We start from the raw sequence: 16,681 nt of genomic DNA, 5'->3' as shown, positions 1-16,681 counted from the left end.
CATTCCTCCCCAAGCTGTGCTTGGGGAGGAATAAACGGTCAGAACACCGCCTTCACCAGCTGGCCGAACGCGTCGGCGCGGTGGCTGATGCGGTTCTTTTCGTCCTGGTCCATCTCGGCGAAGGTTTCGGTGCCGCCGATCGGCTGGAAGATCGGGTCATAGCCATGGCCCTTGTCCCCGCGCGGCGGCCAGACGATCGTGCCGTCGACGCGGCCCTCGAACCATTCGACATGGCCGTCGGGCCAGCCGACCGCCAGCGCGCAGACGAAATGCGCGGCGCGGCTCATGTCCGGTTCCTCGTTTAGCCGATCCTCGACCGCACGCATCGCCATGCCGAAGTCCTTTTCCGGCCCGGCCCAGCGCGCCGAGAACAGCCCGGGATCGCCGCCCAGCGCCTCGACGCACAAGCCGCTGTCGTCCGACAGCGCGGGCAGGCCCGACAGGTCGGCGGCGGCGAGCGCCTTCAGCTCGGCATTGGCGACGAAGGTCGTGCCGGTTTCCTCGGGCTCTGGCAGATCCAGGTCACCGGCCGCGATGACCTCCATGCCATAGGGCGCGAGGAGTTCGCGGAATTCCACGATCTTGCCCTTGTTGTGGCTGGCCAGGACCAGCTTGCCCGGCGTCAGCTTGCGGATCGCCTGACGGCCGTTTCCTTCGCCGCTCATGCGCGGATCGCCCGGTCCTGCGCCGCGAAAATCTCGGTGCAGCCCATGCGCGCCAGGCGGAGCAGACGCAGCAGCGCCTCTTCGTCGTAGGTGGCGTGCTCGGCGGTCGCCTGAACCTCGGCGATGTGGCCGTTCTCGATCAGCACGAAATTGGCGTCGGCATCGGCGTTCGAATCCTCGATATAGTCGAGGTCGAGGACGGGCGTGCCCTGATGGATGCCGCAGGAGACGGCGGCGACCTTGTTACGGATCGGATCGCTGGCCAGCTTGCCCTCGGCCATCAGCTTGTTGACCGCCATGCGCAGCGCGACCCAGGCGCCCGAAATGGCGGCGGTGCGGGTGCCGCCATCGGCCTGGATCACGTCGCAGTCGATGGTGATCTGCCGCTCGCCCAGCGCCTTCAGGTCGCAGACGGCGCGCAGGGAACGGCCGATCAGCCGCTGGATTTCCTGGGTGCGGCCCGATTGCTTGCCCTTGGCCGCCTCTCGGCTGCCGCGCGTATGGGTGGCGCGGGGGAGCATGCCGTACTCGGCGGTGACCCAGCCTTCGCCCTTGCCGCGCAGGAAGGGGGGCACGCGCTCTTCGACGCTGGCGGTGACGAGCACCTTGGTATCGCCGAACCCGATCAGCACCGAACCTTCGGCGTGGCGGGTGAAATTCGGCTCGATGGTGATGGGACGCATCTGGTCGGGCATCCGGCCGGACGGGCGCATAGTCTTCTCCTTGTTCCTTGAAGACAGCCCTAACCGGCCCCCGCGCCTAGCGCCAGAGAGGACGGCGGCGATCGGAAGACACTCCCCTTCTTCTCTGCGTCCTCTGCGCCTCTGCGCAACAAAATGGTTCACGCGAAGCCGCGACGCCGCGAAGAGCGAACTGGAAATCTTCGCGCCTTCGCGGCTTCGCGTGATCGATCTCCCTTTTGCGCGCAGAGGCGCAGAGGACGCGGAGAAGAAGAGAGGTCTCCCGATCGCTTGAGCCGGTGCGGGGCGATGCCTACATTCGCGTCATGGTCACCCCACCGATCACCGAGTTGACCGACCGGGCGCGCGATATTTTTCGCGTGGTGGTCGACAGCTATTTGACGAGCGGCCAGCCCGTGGGGTCGAAGACGATCGCGCTGTCCGGGATCAACCTGTCGCCCGCCTCGATCCGCAACGTCCTTCAGGAATTGGAGGAGCGCGGATTGCTGGCGGCACCGCATACCAGCGCGGGGCGGATGCCGACCGATATCGGTTTGCGGCTGTTCGTCGACGGCATGATGCACGCCATGGAGCCCAGCATCGAGGAACGCGCCGCGATCGAGGCGCGCGCCGCCCGCTCCGGCCCGGTCGAGGAGGCGCTGGCGGCGACGACGGCAGTGCTGTCGGGGCTGTCGGCCTGTGCGGGCCTGGTCATGGTGCCCAAGCGCGAGATGAAGCTGCGCTCGATCGGCTTCGTGCCGTTGTCGCCGACCCAGGCATTGGCCGTGCTGGTCGCGGAGGATGGCGCGGTCGAGAACCGCGTGCTGGAACTGCCCGCCGGCATGACGCCGTCGGCGTTGGTCGAGGCAGGGAATTACCTGTCCGCCACGCTGGCGGGCCTCACCCTGGGCCAGGCGCGCGATCGGCTGGAGCGCGAACTGGCGGCGGGGCGCGCGGCGCTGGACGGGGCGGCGCGGGCGCTCGTCGAACAGGGGCTGATCGTCTGGAGCGAGGATGGCGCGCGGCGTCCGATCCTGATCGTGCGCGGGCAGGGGCGGTTGATCGATGCCGCCGCCGCCGCCGATCTGGAGCGGGTCCGCGACCTGCTTGACGATCTGGAGGGCAAGCAGGAAATCGCCAGCCTGCTCGATTCGGCGCGCGCCGGGGATTCGACGCGTATCTTCATCGGCGCGGAGAACAAGTTGTTCGCGCTGTCGGGGTCTTCGGTGATCGCCCGGCCTTTTCGTGGACTGGACGGCCAAGTGGTCGGTGTGGTCGGCGTAATCGGGCCCACGCGGTTGAACTATGCCCGCGTCGTGCCCATGGTGGATTTCACGGCGGCAACGCTCGCCCGGATGATGGGCTGAACAGGGATTATGATGAGCGATAACACGACCAACGAGACCCAGAACGACCTGCGCGAAGAGACGGCCGAGGCCGCGCCCGAAGTGGCCGTGCAGGACCGCGTCGCCGAGCTGGAGAACCAGCTGGCCGAGGCCAAGCAGCAATATCTCTACGCCCAGGCCGAGAACCAGAATGTCCGCCGTCGTGCCGAGAAGGAAGCGGTCGACGCGCGCAACTATGCCGCGACCGCGTTCGCGCGCGACGTCCTGTCGGTCGCCGACAATCTCCAGCGCGCGCTTCAGGCGATTCCGGCCGACCTGCGCACCGACGACAAGTGGAAGGGGCTGGTGACCGGCCTGGACGCCACCGGCCGCGAACTGGACAGCGTGCTCGGCCGTCACGGCATCACCAAGATCGAGGCGATGGGCCAGCCGCTCGACCCCAACAAGCATCAGGCGATGATCGAAATGCCCTCCGACCAGGAGCCGGGCACGATCGTGCAGGAGATGCAGTCGGGCTATATGATCAAGGACCGCCTGCTGCGCCCCGCGCTGGTCGCGGTGGCGAAGAAGCCCGACTGATCGGGCTTTCCGGACGGATGAGGAAAGGGCGGTCCTTCGGGGCCGCCCTTTTTCGTTATTGGCCGAGCAGCTTCAGCACATCCTTCTGGCTCTGATTGGCCTGGGCGAGCATCGCGGTCGAAGCCTGGGCGAGGATTTGCGCGCGGGCGAGCTTCACCGACTCTTCGGAATAATCGGTATCGGCGATCCGCGAGCGGGCTTCCGACAGGTTGGTGGTGCCGCTGGTCAGGGTGTTTACCGCCGATTGCAGTCGATTGGCCGTCGCGCCGAGCTGCCCTTGCGCGTTCGCTACGGTCGTCAACAAATCGTCGACGCGCTTCAGCGTATTATCGGTGCGATAGCGGTTCGTGACGTTAAGTTCGTCGGTTAGCGAGAAGTGGGTCCGCTGTACATATTCTTCATATGTGTAGCCAGTACTATATGTCGAACCGTTTCGATCGTACCACTGATCGCCAGGCTGTTGATAAACGATACGGCCAATATCTTCACGATTGATATCTGCACCAGCAATCTTTCCCCGTGCCATATAATCGTTGAAGGTCACCAGATGCGGCGTCACCCCGTTTGTCACGACGTTGTAGGCCTGTGGTGGCGTAAGGGGCGCCTGATATCGTGAGGACCAATAGCCATCTATGGTGTCATGCCGATATTCGATAGGGATCGGCGGAATCTTGACCGGAATTGTGTCCGTAATATTCGGTCCGGCCTGTACGTTCAGCTTGACGCTGGCATCCATCAGCTGTCCGTTATTATCATAAACCGGTGCATTCGCATTGAACAACGCCACCCCGTTGAACGAGGCATTGCGAAGCGTCTGGTCGATCTGCGTCGACCGCGCGGCGACCTCCAGTTGGAGCGCCGCGCGGTCGCTCATGCTGTAGGTGCCGGATCCCGCCTGCACCGCCAGTTCACGCACGCGTTGCAGCATGTTGGACACTTCGGTCAGCGCACCGTCGGCGGTCTGGACCAGCGAGACGCCGTCCATGGCGTTGCGGATGCCCTGCGTCATGCCGCGGATCTGCGCCGTCATGGAACTGCTGATCGCCAGCCCCGCCGCATCGTCCTTGGCCGAATTGATCCGCTGGCCCGAGGATAACCGCGCCATGGACTGGGCGAGATCGGTATTGGCGCGCTGCGTGGCCGCCATCGCTCGAAGCGCGGCCCCGTTGGTGTTGATGACCGTCATGGTAACTCCCATCCCCTGACGAGCGCGGGAGGCCCCGCGCGCGAAAAAGATGGTTGACGAAATTAACCATGATCGAACAATCCGGGCTTTTCCCGGATATTAGCGGGTGGCCGTGAGATTTTCGGGGTTCGGGACTTTCCCTCCCCCATCCCCTCCCGCCTGCGGGAGGGGCGTGCCCGGGGCGATAGCATACGCCGCCGCGACGTTGGTCCCGAAGCCCACCCAGTATCGCTCCCCTCCCGCAGGCGGGAGGGGATGGGGGAGGGCATTCACCCCAAGCGAAACCCCCCTCAGTCTGCCCCCCGAAACGGCACCAAGGTCCGATACTGCGCCAGCGGCGGCGCCCCCGCGACCACCGCGCCGCGCTTCAGCAGAAAGGCATGGCGGACGATTTCCGCCTGCTGCTCCAGTCCATAGCGATCGAAGCGCTGCCCCGGCTTCAGGCAATAGCTATAGCGGCAAAAGGGGTGGCGTTTCAGCGGCAGGAATATGCCCCGCTGATGCTGCCAGATATGCACCATCTCATGGATGAACAGCCCCTGCTCGTGCAGCGGACAGGCACCGAAATCCTCGCGCCACAGATCGCCCTCGGGGTGGAAATGGATGCAGCCCGTCGGTGCCATCACCGTGTCGCGCGGCTGGAAGAACGCCCATTTGGTCGGCGACAGGCGAACCTGCGTATAGTCGATCGCATCGCCGAAGACGGATCGGGCCAGCGTTTCTTCCGCCGGGGTGAGGGGGCGCTTGGTCATGGCGCCCAGATGGGGCGCATGGCGTGGGTAGGAAAGGGGCGGGCCGGTTTCACGGCCCGCCCCCGTTCATCAGCTCCGCCGGGCGGTCAGCCACTGGGTGTTGGCCAGCGGCCTGGCGACGATACGGACCTCGCCGATATGGCCGAAATAGCCGTCCTTGCGCGCGCCGTCCCACCAGGCGGCGCCCAGCACCCAGGGCATGTCGGCGGCAAGCGTCGCAATGCCGACCTGACCTGCGCTGTTGCGCAGTACGGGCGCGCCATCGACATAGAGGATCGTCTCGTTCGCCACCGGATCGTTGACGATCGCGATGTGATACCAGGTATCGACCATCACCTCGCCCGACCAGTTGGCCTGCGGATAAGCGGTGTTCGAGGCGGGCACGACCTCCCACTGGACTTCGCGCAGCGACGAGATCGCGAACAGGATCGGCGGCGCTTCCCTGTCGCCGCCCGCAAAGCCCGGCAGCTTGCCGCGATTGCCGTTGCGGGTCAGGATGTTGCCCCAACGGTGGTTGGTCACCGTCCAGTTCGCGTCGATCTTGATGAACGCCTCGACCGTATAGCCTGCGCCGAAGGTCGCCGCGTTGATCGGCGCATTGGTGGCGGTCGCGAAGGCGCTGCTGCGCGCGGTCACCTTGTCGGTGTTGCGGAAGCGGACGCTGCCCGGTGCGGAGGACAGGCGGTGGCGGTCGGTCGACCAGACCACGTCCTCGACCATTGCCGGGCCCGACAGCGGTACGCGCGTCATCGGGTTGCGGCCCGTCACATCGGGCAGCGTCTCGCCGACCTGGACGATCCTGCCGTCGACGATGCCGCTGGCCACGCGCCAGTGCGCGGCGGTTTCGGCGATCTTGGGATAGTCGTCAGCATCGCGCGGCAGCACCTCGGCCGGGGCGGCGGGCTCGGTATAGCCCGACAGCAGCGCGGTACGAACGCGCGGCAGGATCGGCACGCCCGCCGTCATCTCGGTATAGGCGAAGTTCGGCAGGAAGCGGGCGAAGCGCTTCTTGAAGTCGATGCTGATGGTGAAGCGGTTGTTCGCATCCTCCAGCACCGCGCGGTCGAACTGGTTCAGCGTTTCCTTGGGCTTCTGCACGACCCAGGGCGAGAAACTCATGACGTCGATCTTGTTGGCCGAGAAGTCGATCTCGTAGAGCCGCATCAGCGCGTTGCCGCCCTGATAGGCCATCTGGTAATCGACGACCATCTCATGGACCGGATTGCCGAAGTCGTTGGTCTTGGTCAGCAGCGCGGCACCATGGTGATGGCCGTTCAGCGTCATGAAGATCTGGTCGTTGTCGCGGATCAGGGTGTTCCACACCATCAGGCCGTAATCGGTCTCCAACGGGCTTTTGCCGTCCTTGTCGATGTTGAGCAACTGGTGGTTGGCCAGGATCACCGGCAGGGTCGGGTTGCGACGGATCGCGTCCCGCGCCCACAAAATCCCTGCGTCCGAAATGCGCCAGGACAGCGACAGCACCATGAACTTCACGCCGTACATCTCGAAGATGTGATATTCGTGGAAGCCGGTGCGGTCGCGCTCGCGGAAGGTCGACTGGTTCTGCGCGCGTGAGGTCGGGAACCAGGTCAGATAGGGCTCGGACGACAAGGTGCGCTGGCTGTCGGTGCCTGCCTGCTGGTCGGCGGGGACGTGGTAATCGACATCGTACAGGACGTCGTGATTGCCCGCCAGGATCGAATAGGGGATGGGCGCCGTCTCCAGTCGCTTCATCGCGGCATCGGCCACCGCCCATTGCGCAGGCTTGCGCACCTGATCCACCACGTCGCCCAGATGAATGACGAAGGGGATCGCATAGGTCTGGGCGTTGTCGACGATCCATTGGGTCTGTGCCGCGAACGGCTCCGAGCCATATTTGCGCTGGAACTGCCGGTTCTCGTCGACGGTCGCGTAGCGCGAATAGAATTGGGTGTCGGGCAGCACCGCGATCGAGAAGCTGGTGGTGCCGACCGGCGTGGCGGCGGCCGTGCTGGCGGCCGTTCCCGTGGCGGTCGTCGGCTTGGCGTTCAGCATCGCATCGTCGTCGCACGCCGCCAGCGCCCCCGTCAGCGGCAGCATCGACAGACCCGCCGCCCCGCGCAGCAACTGCCGCCGGTCGGCGATCCGCCGCAAGGCAAACTGGGTTTCGGTCGTATCGGACATGGTCAAAATTACCCCACTTTTTGCTCCATCGAGCAAGCGGGAGGCGCTGTATGGCGCGACTTTGACACATGAGGGACCGAATTATTACCGATTTTGGTCTGACGTGAAAAAAAGCGCGCGTCCTGTTTTCATCTATTCGGCAGCTATGTTCCTGCTTCCAAATCGCACCTTCCCTCGCCCCTCGCAGAGGGAAGGAGGCATCGCGAATGTCGATTGGCGTTCGAAAACCGTTATTGCCCCGGGGCAGGGTCACCCGCCGCGATCACTCGCGCGCCCTGGCGCAGGCGGGTGCCGTCCGAAAAGGTCAAGAGCAGCGACAGGATGCGTCCCGGCTTGACGCCCTGGTTCATGTCGTAAAGCATCACATGCCGCCCGCCTGGTTCGAAGGCGATGGTGGCCCCGGCAGGGATAGGCACGGAATCGACCTTCTTCATCGCCATGCCGCCCTCGTGCATCTCGCTGGTGATCGCGACGTCGCTGCTGACGCCGATCAGGTTCAGTGGCTTCGGGCCGCCATGCACGATGAAATAGGCCGCTGCGGGGCGCCCCGGCACGGCGGCCAGGCGGACCCAGCCTTCCTCGGCATAAAGCTCGGCCTTGGTCGAACATCCGCCCAGCGCCCCCAGTCCCACCGCCCCTGCGATGGCCCAGAGGCCCAGAAAAATGGCGCGACGCATGACAAACCCTCCCGTTTCGGCAAATCCCGAGGCGACACTAGGTTCCATCCAATCTTGCGGCAACGGATCGCCCACCTATATCCGCCTTCGTGAACGGGGTTTTCGGTTGCCGCTTTCGGGACCGGACGGCCCCGGCATCGAACTTCCAGACTATGTTCTTGAGGGGCATTTAGAGACTTATGGCAAAAGTGATCGGCATCGACCTCGGCACCACCAACAGCTGTGTCGCTGTCATGGAGGGCGGCAAGCCCAAGGTTATCGAAAACGCGGAAGGCGCGCGCACCACGCCGTCGATCGTCGCCTTCGCCAAGGATGGCGAGCGCCTGATCGGCCAGCCTGCCAAGCGCCAGGCGGTGACCAACCCCGACAACACCATCTTCGCGGTGAAGCGCCTGATCGGCCGTCGCTATGACGATCCCGTCACCAAGAAGGACACCGAGCTGGTCCCGTACGCGATCGCGCGCGGTCCGAACGGCGATGCGTGGGTGAATGCAGGCGGCAAGGATTACAGCCCGTCGCAGATCTCGGCCTTCACGTTGCAGAAGATGAAGGAAACCGCCGAATCGTACCTCGGCGAGACGGTGACCCAGGCGGTCATCACGGTTCCGGCCTATTTCAACGACGCCCAGCGCCAGGCGACCAAGGACGCCGGCCAGATCGCCGGCCTCGAAGTGCTGCGTATCATCAACGAGCCGACGGCGGCTGCTCTGGCCTATGGCCTGGAGAAGCAGGACGGCAAGACGATCGCGGTCTATGACCTTGGCGGCGGCACCTTCGACATCTCGATCCTCGAGATCGGCGACGGCGTGTTCGAGGTGAAGGCCACCAACGGCGACACCTTCCTGGGCGGCGAGGACTTCGACAATAAGATCGTCGATTTCCTGGCGTCGGGCTTCCAGAAGGACGAGGGCATCGACCTCACCAAAGACAAGCTGGCGCTCCAGCGTCTGAAGGAAGCGGCCGAAAAGGCGAAGATCGAGCTGTCTTCGGCCCAGTCGACCGAGGTCAACCTGCCCTTCATCACCGCCGACCAGAACGGCCCGAAGCACCTGGTCAAGTCGATCACCCGCGCCGATCTGGAGCGTCTGGTCGAGGACCTCATCCAGCGCACGCTGGAGCCCTGCAAGAAGGCGCTGGCCGATGCGGGCATGAAGGCCGACGAGATCGCCGACGTGGTGCTGGTGGGCGGCATGACCCGCATGCCGCGCGTCCGTGAGGTCGTGAAGAACTTCTTCGGCAAGGACCCGCACACCGGCGTGAACCCCGACGAAGTCGTCGCCATGGGGGCGGCGATCCAGGCGGGCGTGCTGCAGGGCGACGTCAAGGACGTGCTGCTGCTCGACGTGACCCCGCTGTCGCTGGGTATCGAGACGCTGGGCGGCATCATGACAAAGATGATCGACCGCAACACGACGATCCCGACCAAGAAGAGCCAGGTCTATTCGACCGCCGACGACAACCAGAACGCGGTGACGATCCGGGTCTTCCAGGGCGAGCGCGAAATGGCGCAGGACAACAAGATGCTGGGCCAGTTCGATCTGGTCGGCATTCCCCCTGCGCCGCGCGGCGTGCCGCAGATCGAGGTCACGTTCGACATCGACGCGAACGGCATCGTCAATGTCTCGGCCAAGGACAAGGGCACCGGCAAGGAGCAGCAGATCCGCATCCAGGCGTCGGGCGGTCTGTCGGACAACGACATCGACCAGATGGTCCGTGACGCGGAAAAGTTCGCCGAGGAGGACAAGAAGCGTCGTGCCGAGGCCGAGGCGAAGAACAACGCCGAGTCGCTGATCCACACCACCGAGCGTCAGCTGGCCGACAATGGCGACAAGATCGACGCGTCGTTGAAGTCGGAAATCGAGGCGGCCATCGCCGAGACCAAGACGGCGGTCGAGGGTGGCAATCCCGACACCATGAACGAGAAGGCGCAGGCCCTCGCTCAGGTCGCGATGAAGATGGGCCAGGCCATCTACGAAAAGCAGCAGCAGGGCGAGGCTTCGCCCGCCGCTGATGCCGGTCAGGCCAAGCAGGACGATGTGGTCGACGCCGAATTCTCGGAAGTCGACGACACCAAGTAAGACGGTCGGCCCGGTCCCCCTGTCGGTGGGGCCGGGCCTTCGGTCCAGAATTTGCGAATACCGCCCCGACCGATTTGTCGGGGCATGAAGTGGCGAAGCGCTTGGGCGGTCGCTCCGTCCGGCCTGACGGCACGGTCGGCGGCCGCACCATCCACCAGCGCAGGGGCGAGACCGGGCATGAGCACGACGATCGACTATTATGAACTGCTCGAATGCGAGCGCACGGCGGACGATGCGACGATCAAGTCGCGCTACCGCAAGCTGGCCATGCAATACCATCCGGACCGCAATGCGGGCTGCAAGGACTCCGAGGCCAAGTTCAAGGCGATCAGCGAAGCCTATGACTGTCTGAAGGACCCCCAGAAGCGGGCGGCGTACGATCGCTATGGCCATGCCGCGTTCCAGCAGGGCATGGGCGGCGGTGGCGGCGGCGCGCAGGATTTCGGCGCCTTTTCCGACATTTTCGAAAGCGTCTTCGGCGAGTTCATGGGCGGCGGACGCGGCGGCGGGCGGCAACAGCCGCGTCGCGGCGCGGACCTGCGCTACGACATGGAAATCTCCCTCGAAGAGGCGTTCCACGGCAAGCAGACCGAGATCACGGTCGATGTCTCGGCGGCGTGCGACACCTGTGACGGCACGGGCGCCAAGGCCGGGACCAGCGCCAAGACCTGTCAGCAGTGTGGCGGCCACGGCAAGGTCCGCGCGCAGCAGGGCTTCTTCGTGGTCGAGCGGACCTGCCCGGTCTGTCAGGGCGCAGGCCAGATCATCGCCGATCCCTGCCCCGATTGTCGCGGCGACGGGCGCGTCGAAAAGACCAAGACGCTGGTCGTCAACATCCCGGCGGGCGTCGATGAAGGCACCCGCATCCGGCTGACCGGCGAAGGCGAGGCGGGCGCGCGCGGGGCCCCGGCGGGTGACCTCTACATCTTCCTTCACGTCAAGCGGCACGCCCTTTTCGAGCGCGAGGGCACGACCCTGTTCGCGCGTGCGCCGATCAGCTTCACCACGGCGGCGCTGGGCGGCTCGCTGTCCATTCCCGGCCTCGACGGCCGTAGCCATGAAATCAAGATCCCGGCGGGCATCCAGTCGGGCAAGCAACTCCGCCAGCGCGGGGCGGGCATGCCCGTGCTGCAAGGGCGCGGCACCGGAGATCTGGTCATCCAGATCGAAGTCGAAACGCCGACCAAGCTCTCCACCCGCCAGCGCGAATTGCTCGAACTGTTCCGTGAAACGGAAACAGGCGACGAATGTCCTGAAAGTCAGGGCTTTTTCGCCAAGCTGAAGAGTGTCTTTGCGGGCGAATAAGCCGATTTTTGTTTTCTTTTCCTGATAATGAACGTCAAAGGCCGGAGCGTGTATTTGCTCCGGCCGCATTGACTCGTGACTATCATCAGAGTCATGATTGTGTCGCGGCTTTTGGGAGAAGGTCTTGCGATGCGTCAGCTATTCGGATGTTTGATCGCCCTGGGTGTGATCCTCGCTGGTCCTGTGTCGGCGCAAGACGCGAAGTCGCGCAAGGTTGAACAAAGCGTTTTGCCTGACGGCGGTTCGTCTGACGAGATCATCGTCAAGGCGCTTAGTCTTCCGCGTGATAAACTGCCCGTCAATGTCCGTTGGGCGCCCGTCGACAATACGCAGGTCAATATCGCCTACGAACGCGCTGATATGTTCCTGACATGTGCTTTTGCCAAAGCCAGCCGCGAATGGTTGCGCAAGGCGGTGGAAGGGCCTCCGAATTTCACCGGCACGCAATATGCACAGGGCATGGTCATCTCGACGAACTGGGGTTGTTATCCGCCGCCAGGTGACAGTCCGCCTTTGAACCCGGCTTTGATTGGGACCAATTTTCTAGACCGTGGTATCCTGATCGAGCGAACATTGCGTCAATTTATGCCTGACGTTGCGCTGGACGCCTCGCAGACCTTCGACCCCGCGGTCCGCGCACGGTTCCGCAAGATCGAGACGCAGCACAATCGCTATCGACAGAATCCCGAACTGTCCGGCTTCGTTGTAGCAGCCTGTCTGGTGCAGACCCAGCCCGTCCTGACCACGCGGCTGTTTCATGCACAACAGGGCAGCGATCTCGTTCGGGGATTGGAGCAGGCGATCATCGTCAACTCGCCCGAATGCCTCGAGGGGGTGAAAAAGCTCAGCATCGAGCCGACGACCCTGCGGGTCTATCTGATAGAGGCCTTTTATCGCTGGGTTCTGGCGGCCCATGACGTCCCGACCCTGATCCCCGAACGGGGGGTATAGCCGACACGGCACCGCCCCCAAGCAAAGTCATATTGCATTGCGGCGACGGGCGCGCTCCAATGGCGCGTTGAATGAGGGAGATTGTCATGTCGCCGTGGAAAGCCGCCTTGCCCCTGCTCGCCGCATGTGCGCTGCTCCCCGCCGCCGCGCCGGTATCGGCCCCGCGCGTCGGGATCGCCAGTTTCGAGGCGCTGCCCAAGCCGCTGCCGCTGCCCTATCACGCGGGTGATGCCAAGGCGGCGATCGCGGCAGCGCGGGTGCGAGCGGCGAAGGCGCATAAGCGGGTGCTGATCGATCTGGGCGGCAACTGGTGCCTGGACTGCCGGTTGCTGGCGGGGGTGATGGAAACGCCGCAGATGCGTCCCTTCGTCGCGAAGCATTTCGAGGTGGTGACGGTCGATGTCGGCCGCTTCGACCAGAATATGGATATCCCGGCGTCCTATGGGATCAAGGGGCGGCTTCAGGGCGTGCCCGCCGTGCTGATCGTCGATCCCAAGACCAACAGGCTGGTCAATGCCGGACGCGAGACCGCGCTGGCCGATGCGCGGGCGATGACGCCGCAGGCGGTGGCGGACTGGCTGGCGGGTTGGGTGGGATAGACCCATAGGCCGGTTGATTTCCGGCTGACGGTGTTCCCTCCCCCAGCCCCTCCCGCTTGCGGGAGGGGAGAGGAAAGAGGGGCCGCATTTCCCCAAGCTACTCCCCTCCCGCAGGCGGGAGGGGATGGGGGAGGGGAGTACCTATCGGCATTTACCGCGCCAATGGGACTCCTCCGACAGTTACTCGCCGAACACCCGCGCGAAGATCGTGTCGACATTCTTGTAGTGATAATCGAGGTCGAACCGTGCCTCGATCTCCTCGACCGACAGCGCGGCGGTCACGTCGGCATCGGCCTTGAGCAGTTCCATCAGCGACAACTCGCCGTCCGACTCCCAGACCTTCATCGCGTTGCGCTGGACGAGGCGATAGCTGTCCTCGCGGCTCACGCCCGCCTGGGTCAGCGCCAGCAGCACGCGCTGCGAATGGACCAGGCCCCCCATCTTGTTCAGGTTCTTCTCCATCCGCGCCGGATAGACGACCAGCTTGTCGATCACGCCGGTCAAACGGGCCAGCGCGAAGTCCAGGGTGATGGTCGCGTCGGGGCCGATATAGCGCTCGACCGAGGAGTGGCTGATGTCGCGCTCATGCCATAGTGCGACATTCTCCAGCGCCGGGGTCACGTAACCGCGCACCATGCGGGCGAGACCGGTCAGGTTCTCGGTCAGCACCGGGTTGCGCTTGTGCGGCATCGCCGACGAGCCCTTCTGGCCGGGCGAGAAATATTCCTCGGCCTCCAGAACCTCGGTGCGCTGCAGATGGCGGACTTCGGTTGCGAGACGCTCGATCGAGCTGGCGATGACGCCCAGCGTCGCGAAGAACATCGCATGGCGATCGCGCGGGATGACCTGGGTCGAGACGGGCTCGACGGTCAGGCCCATCTTCTCGGCGACATGCGCCTCGACGCTGGGGTCGATATTGGCGAAGGTGCCGACCGCGCCCGAGATCGCGCAGGTGGCGATGTCAGCACGCGCCGCGACCAGGCGGGCGCGGTTGCGGTCGAACTCGGCATAGGCCTGGGCCAGCTTCAGGCCGAAGGTCACCGGCTCGGCATGGATGCCATGGCTGCGCCCGATGGTCGGGGTCAGCTTATGCTCATAGGCGCGACGCTTGATGACGGCGAGAAGCGCGTCCAGATCCTCGATCAGGATGTCCGAGGCGCGGGCGAGCTGCACCGCCAGGCAGGTGTCGAGCACGTCGGACGAGGTCATGCCCTGGTGCAGGAAGCGTGCTTCCGGCCCGGTGCGCTCGGCGACATGGGTCAGGAAGGCGATGACGTCGTGCTTGGTCTCGGCCTCGATCGAATCGATGCGGTCGATGTCGAAGTCGCCCGCGGCCTTGTCGGCTTCCCAGATGCGCGCGGCGGCTTCCTTGGGCACGACGCCCAGCTCGGCGAGCGCGTCGGTGGCATGGGCCTCGATCTCGAACCAGATGCGGAAACGGGTCTGGGGGTCCCAGATCCGGGTTATGGGGGCACGGGAATAGCGCGGAATCATCGGGGCACCTTCAGGTCGTGGAAACGGCACGGCTCACCGTGCACTCCCTCTCGGAATCACGGCGTACCGTGCCGTTAGCAGGGACGAGCCGAGCCTTCAAATCCCAAGGACGGATCCCCATCTGGCATAATGGAGTTTAGGACCGTATCACTAATGACGAAGATGCGTTCCTGGTCTTCACAGTCATCGATCGACCAACGTAAGGGAGAGACGAGATGATGAAATATGCTTTTCTTGGCGCCGCGATGATGGCGTCTGCCCCCGTTCTGGCCCAGGTCACGCCTGCGCCGGCCCAGACCGCTCCGGCCGCACCGCAAACTGCTCCGGCAACCACCGCCGACCCGACGCAGACTGCACAGCCCACGGCGGATGCGTCCGCATCGACCCAGGGTCAGGTGCAGGCGAACGGCAGCCAGATCGCCCAGGTCGTCGACACGCAGTTCCCGACCTATGACAAGGACGGTGACGGCAAGCTGAACAAGGCCGAATTCGCCCAGTGGATGGTCGCGCTGAAGTCGCAGACCGACCCGTCGACCAAGGCCGATGCGCCCGCGACGAAGAAGTGGGTCGGCAGCGCCTTTGCCCAGGCGGATACCGACAAGGACAAGACGGTGTCCAAGACCGAGCTGACCGGCTTCCTGAGCCAGGGTCAGGGCTAAGACCGGAACACCCCCTCCGTTCCGACGATTCCCCGAGCGGGGATGAGCGGGGCCGTCGGACCTTCGGGTTCGGCGGCCCTTTTGCTTGTGCCAATCCCCCAATCGAACTCGCGGCGATTTTGACCGGCAACGAAAAAGGGCAGGGGCGTCGCCGCCACCTGCCCTTCTTTTCGTTCGCTGACCTCGAAAGGAAAGCGAGGCCGGATCAGGCCTCTTCCGAACCTTCGGCTGCGTCGGCGGCCTGCGCCTCGGCGTCGATCGCCTCGTCCTCGGCGGTCAGGACCGTCGGGGCAACGATGGTGGCGATCGCGAAGTCGCGGTCGTCGATGGCGGGCTCGGCGCCCTTGGGCAGCTTCACGTCCGAGATGTGGATCGAGTCGCCGATCGCCAGACCCTTCAGCGAGACGCTGATTTCGGTCGGGATGTTGGCGGCGTCGACCACCAGCTCGATCTCGTGGCGGGTGACGTTCAGGACGCCGCCCTGCTTCACGCCGCTCTCGTCTTCGTCGGTGAACACGACGGGCACGGCGACCGTGACGGTCTCATGCTCGCCGATGCGCACGAAGTCGACGTGCAGCGGGCGATCGGTGACGGGATGGAACGCGACGTCCTTCGCCAGCGTGCGCTGGCCGTCCACCATGATGACCGAGGTGAAGAAATGACCGGTCATCAGCGCCTTGACGAGGGCCTTCTCTTCGAGATGGATCGACGCGGCGGCCTTGTTCTGGCCATAGATCACGGCGGGGACGCGGCCTTCACGACGCAGCGAACGGGAGGCTCCCTTGCCAACCTGATCGCGCGTCTCGGCGGCGAGCGTAAGGGTGTCGCTCATTCCAGGTACTCCGAAACAAAAATGGATATAGGCTTCCGACCACGCCTCCAGGGATGACCATGACCGGAAGCGGCGGCGCATAGCGGCAAAGACTGAAAAATACAAGGCCGATGCCGCCGCCCCGCCCCCGTTCTCGCTTAGAAGCGGATCGGCAGGCCGACCATGATGCGGCCAGCGGACCCGCCAGCCTGTCCCCGCACGCGGAGCGAGAGGTTGCGGTTCAGCCGCTGCTCGACACCCAGGCCTGCGACCAGTCCGCTGGTTTCGTCGAGCGAGCCGTCCGGCAGGACGTTCGACGAGAGCCGCGTGTCGAAGCGATAGCCGCCATAGCCCGCCTCGGCGACGATCATGGTGTCGCGGCCCAGGACATAGCCCGCGCGGGCGGTCAGGCTGTAGCCCCATGTCACCTTTTGTTCGGCATAGGCAAAGACCTGCTGGCTGCGCGCGGTCCCGCCGCCGCCGTGAACCGCGACTTCGCCGCCAAGCCGCAGCCGCTTCCCCACGGGCGCCATCCATCCGGCAAAGCCGCCGGCCGCCAGCCCGGTCGTCCGGTAGGTCATCTCATTGTCGTCATTACCATCGCTCAACGTGAAGCCATGGATCACGACCCCGGTCTCCGGCCCTGCATAGGGCCCTGCAAAAACGGGCTTTTCCTGTGCGAAGGCAGTAGCGGGCAGGCAGGTCAGCAGTGCGGCGGCGAACAGGATGCGCATCG

Annotated in this window: 16 protein-coding genes; 7 read left to right on the top strand and 9 right to left on the bottom strand. The window is 64.7% G+C overall.

The features are described from left to right. Positions 1 to 38 precede the first annotated feature (38 nt). Together rdgB and rph are read right to left on the bottom strand one after the other, a co-directional pair. On the bottom strand, positions 39 to 665 hold the full coding sequence (gene rdgB / locus ACQR50_RS13340) for an RdgB/HAM1 family non-canonical purine NTP pyrophosphatase (protein WP_056433290.1): 627 nt from the start codon (positions 663 to 665) through the stop codon (positions 39 to 41). Further along, positions 662 to 1,378, bottom strand: a complete 717-nt coding sequence (gene rph / locus ACQR50_RS13335; protein ID WP_056433287.1) for a ribonuclease PH — start codon at positions 1,376 to 1,378, stop codon at positions 662 to 664. Before rph ends, rdgB begins: the two co-directional genes overlap by 4 nt. A 293-nt stretch (positions 1,379 to 1,671) precedes the next feature. Here rph and hrcA point away from each other — a divergent pair, with 293 nt between their 5' ends. Further along, positions 1,672 to 2,712, top strand: coding sequence for a heat-inducible transcriptional repressor HrcA (gene hrcA / locus ACQR50_RS13330; protein ID WP_056433433.1), 1,041 nt, complete (start codon positions 1,672 to 1,674; stop codon positions 2,710 to 2,712). A gap of 12 nt (positions 2,713 to 2,724) precedes the next feature. Then, a complete protein-coding gene (gene grpE / locus ACQR50_RS13325) occupies positions 2,725 to 3,270 on the top strand; it encodes a nucleotide exchange factor GrpE (RefSeq protein ID WP_056433430.1) in 546 nt (181 codons plus the stop codon). Positions 3,271 to 3,325: 55 nt separating this feature from the next. On the opposite strand, the gene ACQR50_RS13320 is transcribed toward grpE, so the two are convergent. The 4 genes from ACQR50_RS13320 to ACQR50_RS13305 all read right to left on the bottom strand — a co-directional run bounded on the left by ACQR50_RS13320 (position 3,326) and on the right by ACQR50_RS13305 (position 8,048). Continuing rightward, entirely contained in the window at positions 3,326 to 4,456 is a 1,131-nt protein-coding gene (locus ACQR50_RS13320) for a flagellin (RefSeq protein WP_428968686.1), read from the bottom strand. Positions 4,457 to 4,746: 290 nt separating this feature from the next. After that, positions 4,747 to 5,208 (bottom strand): vgr related protein, encoded by a 462-nt coding sequence (locus ACQR50_RS13315; RefSeq protein WP_428968685.1) that lies wholly within the window; start codon positions 5,206 to 5,208, stop codon positions 4,747 to 4,749. Positions 5,209 to 5,277: 69 nt separating this feature from the next. Continuing rightward, positions 5,278 to 7,371 (bottom strand): LamG-like jellyroll fold domain-containing protein, encoded by a 2,094-nt coding sequence (locus tag ACQR50_RS13310; protein ID WP_428968684.1) that lies wholly within the window; start codon positions 7,369 to 7,371, stop codon positions 5,278 to 5,280. A gap of 230 nt (positions 7,372 to 7,601) precedes the next feature. Then, positions 7,602 to 8,048 (bottom strand): copper chaperone PCu(A)C, encoded by a 447-nt coding sequence (locus ACQR50_RS13305; protein WP_428968683.1) that lies wholly within the window; start codon positions 8,046 to 8,048, stop codon positions 7,602 to 7,604. Positions 8,049 to 8,227: 179 nt separating this feature from the next. Between ACQR50_RS13305 and dnaK the strand changes: the two genes are divergently transcribed. From dnaK to ACQR50_RS13285, 4 genes are all read left to right on the top strand, one after another. Next, complete coding sequence (gene dnaK, locus ACQR50_RS13300) at positions 8,228 to 10,126, top strand: molecular chaperone DnaK (RefSeq protein WP_428968682.1); 1,899 nt, start codon at positions 8,228 to 8,230, stop codon at positions 10,124 to 10,126. A gap of 177 nt (positions 10,127 to 10,303) precedes the next feature. After that, a complete protein-coding gene (dnaJ, locus tag ACQR50_RS13295) occupies positions 10,304 to 11,431 on the top strand; it encodes a molecular chaperone DnaJ (RefSeq protein WP_428968681.1) in 1,128 nt (375 codons plus the stop codon). A 93-nt stretch (positions 11,432 to 11,524) separates the two neighbouring features. Next, on the top strand, positions 11,525 to 12,382 hold the full coding sequence (locus ACQR50_RS13290; protein ID WP_428968680.1) for a hypothetical protein: 858 nt from the start codon (positions 11,525 to 11,527) through the stop codon (positions 12,380 to 12,382). An 86-nt stretch (positions 12,383 to 12,468) separates the two neighbouring features. After that, the gene (locus tag ACQR50_RS13285; RefSeq protein ID WP_428968679.1) at positions 12,469 to 12,981 is read left to right on the top strand and encodes a thioredoxin family protein; all 513 of its coding nucleotides are present in this window, start codon (positions 12,469 to 12,471) and stop codon (positions 12,979 to 12,981) included. Positions 12,982 to 13,161: 180 nt separating this feature from the next. On the opposite strand, the gene purB is transcribed toward ACQR50_RS13285, so the two are convergent. Then, complete coding sequence (gene purB, locus ACQR50_RS13280) at positions 13,162 to 14,475, bottom strand: adenylosuccinate lyase (RefSeq protein WP_428968678.1); 1,314 nt, start codon at positions 14,473 to 14,475, stop codon at positions 13,162 to 13,164. 215 nt (positions 14,476 to 14,690) lie between these two features. Between purB and ACQR50_RS13275 the strand changes: the two genes are divergently transcribed. Continuing rightward, on the top strand, positions 14,691 to 15,134 hold the full coding sequence (locus ACQR50_RS13275; RefSeq protein WP_428968677.1) for an EF-hand domain-containing protein: 444 nt from the start codon (positions 14,691 to 14,693) through the stop codon (positions 15,132 to 15,134). Positions 15,135 to 15,339: 205 nt separating this feature from the next. Here the strand turns inward: ACQR50_RS13275 and ACQR50_RS13270 are convergent, their stop codons facing one another. Both ACQR50_RS13270 and ACQR50_RS13265 read right to left on the bottom strand, forming a co-directional pair. Then, on the bottom strand, positions 15,340 to 15,966 hold the full coding sequence (locus ACQR50_RS13270; protein WP_428968676.1) for a 50S ribosomal protein L25/general stress protein Ctc: 627 nt from the start codon (positions 15,964 to 15,966) through the stop codon (positions 15,340 to 15,342). 137 nt (positions 15,967 to 16,103) lie between these two features. Beyond that, the gene (locus ACQR50_RS13265; RefSeq protein ID WP_428968675.1) at positions 16,104 to 16,679 is read right to left on the bottom strand and encodes an outer membrane protein; all 576 of its coding nucleotides are present in this window, start codon (positions 16,677 to 16,679) and stop codon (positions 16,104 to 16,106) included. Positions 16,680 to 16,681 lie beyond the last annotated feature (2 nt).

It is taken from the genome of Sphingomonas sp. Xoc002 (assembly GCF_050408055.1).
Lineage (GTDB): Bacteria > Pseudomonadota > Alphaproteobacteria > Sphingomonadales > Sphingomonadaceae > Sphingomonas > Sphingomonas yabuuchiae.
The sequence above is the reverse complement of the archived record's forward strand: the minus strand, read 5'-3'. Positions and strand labels throughout refer to the sequence as shown.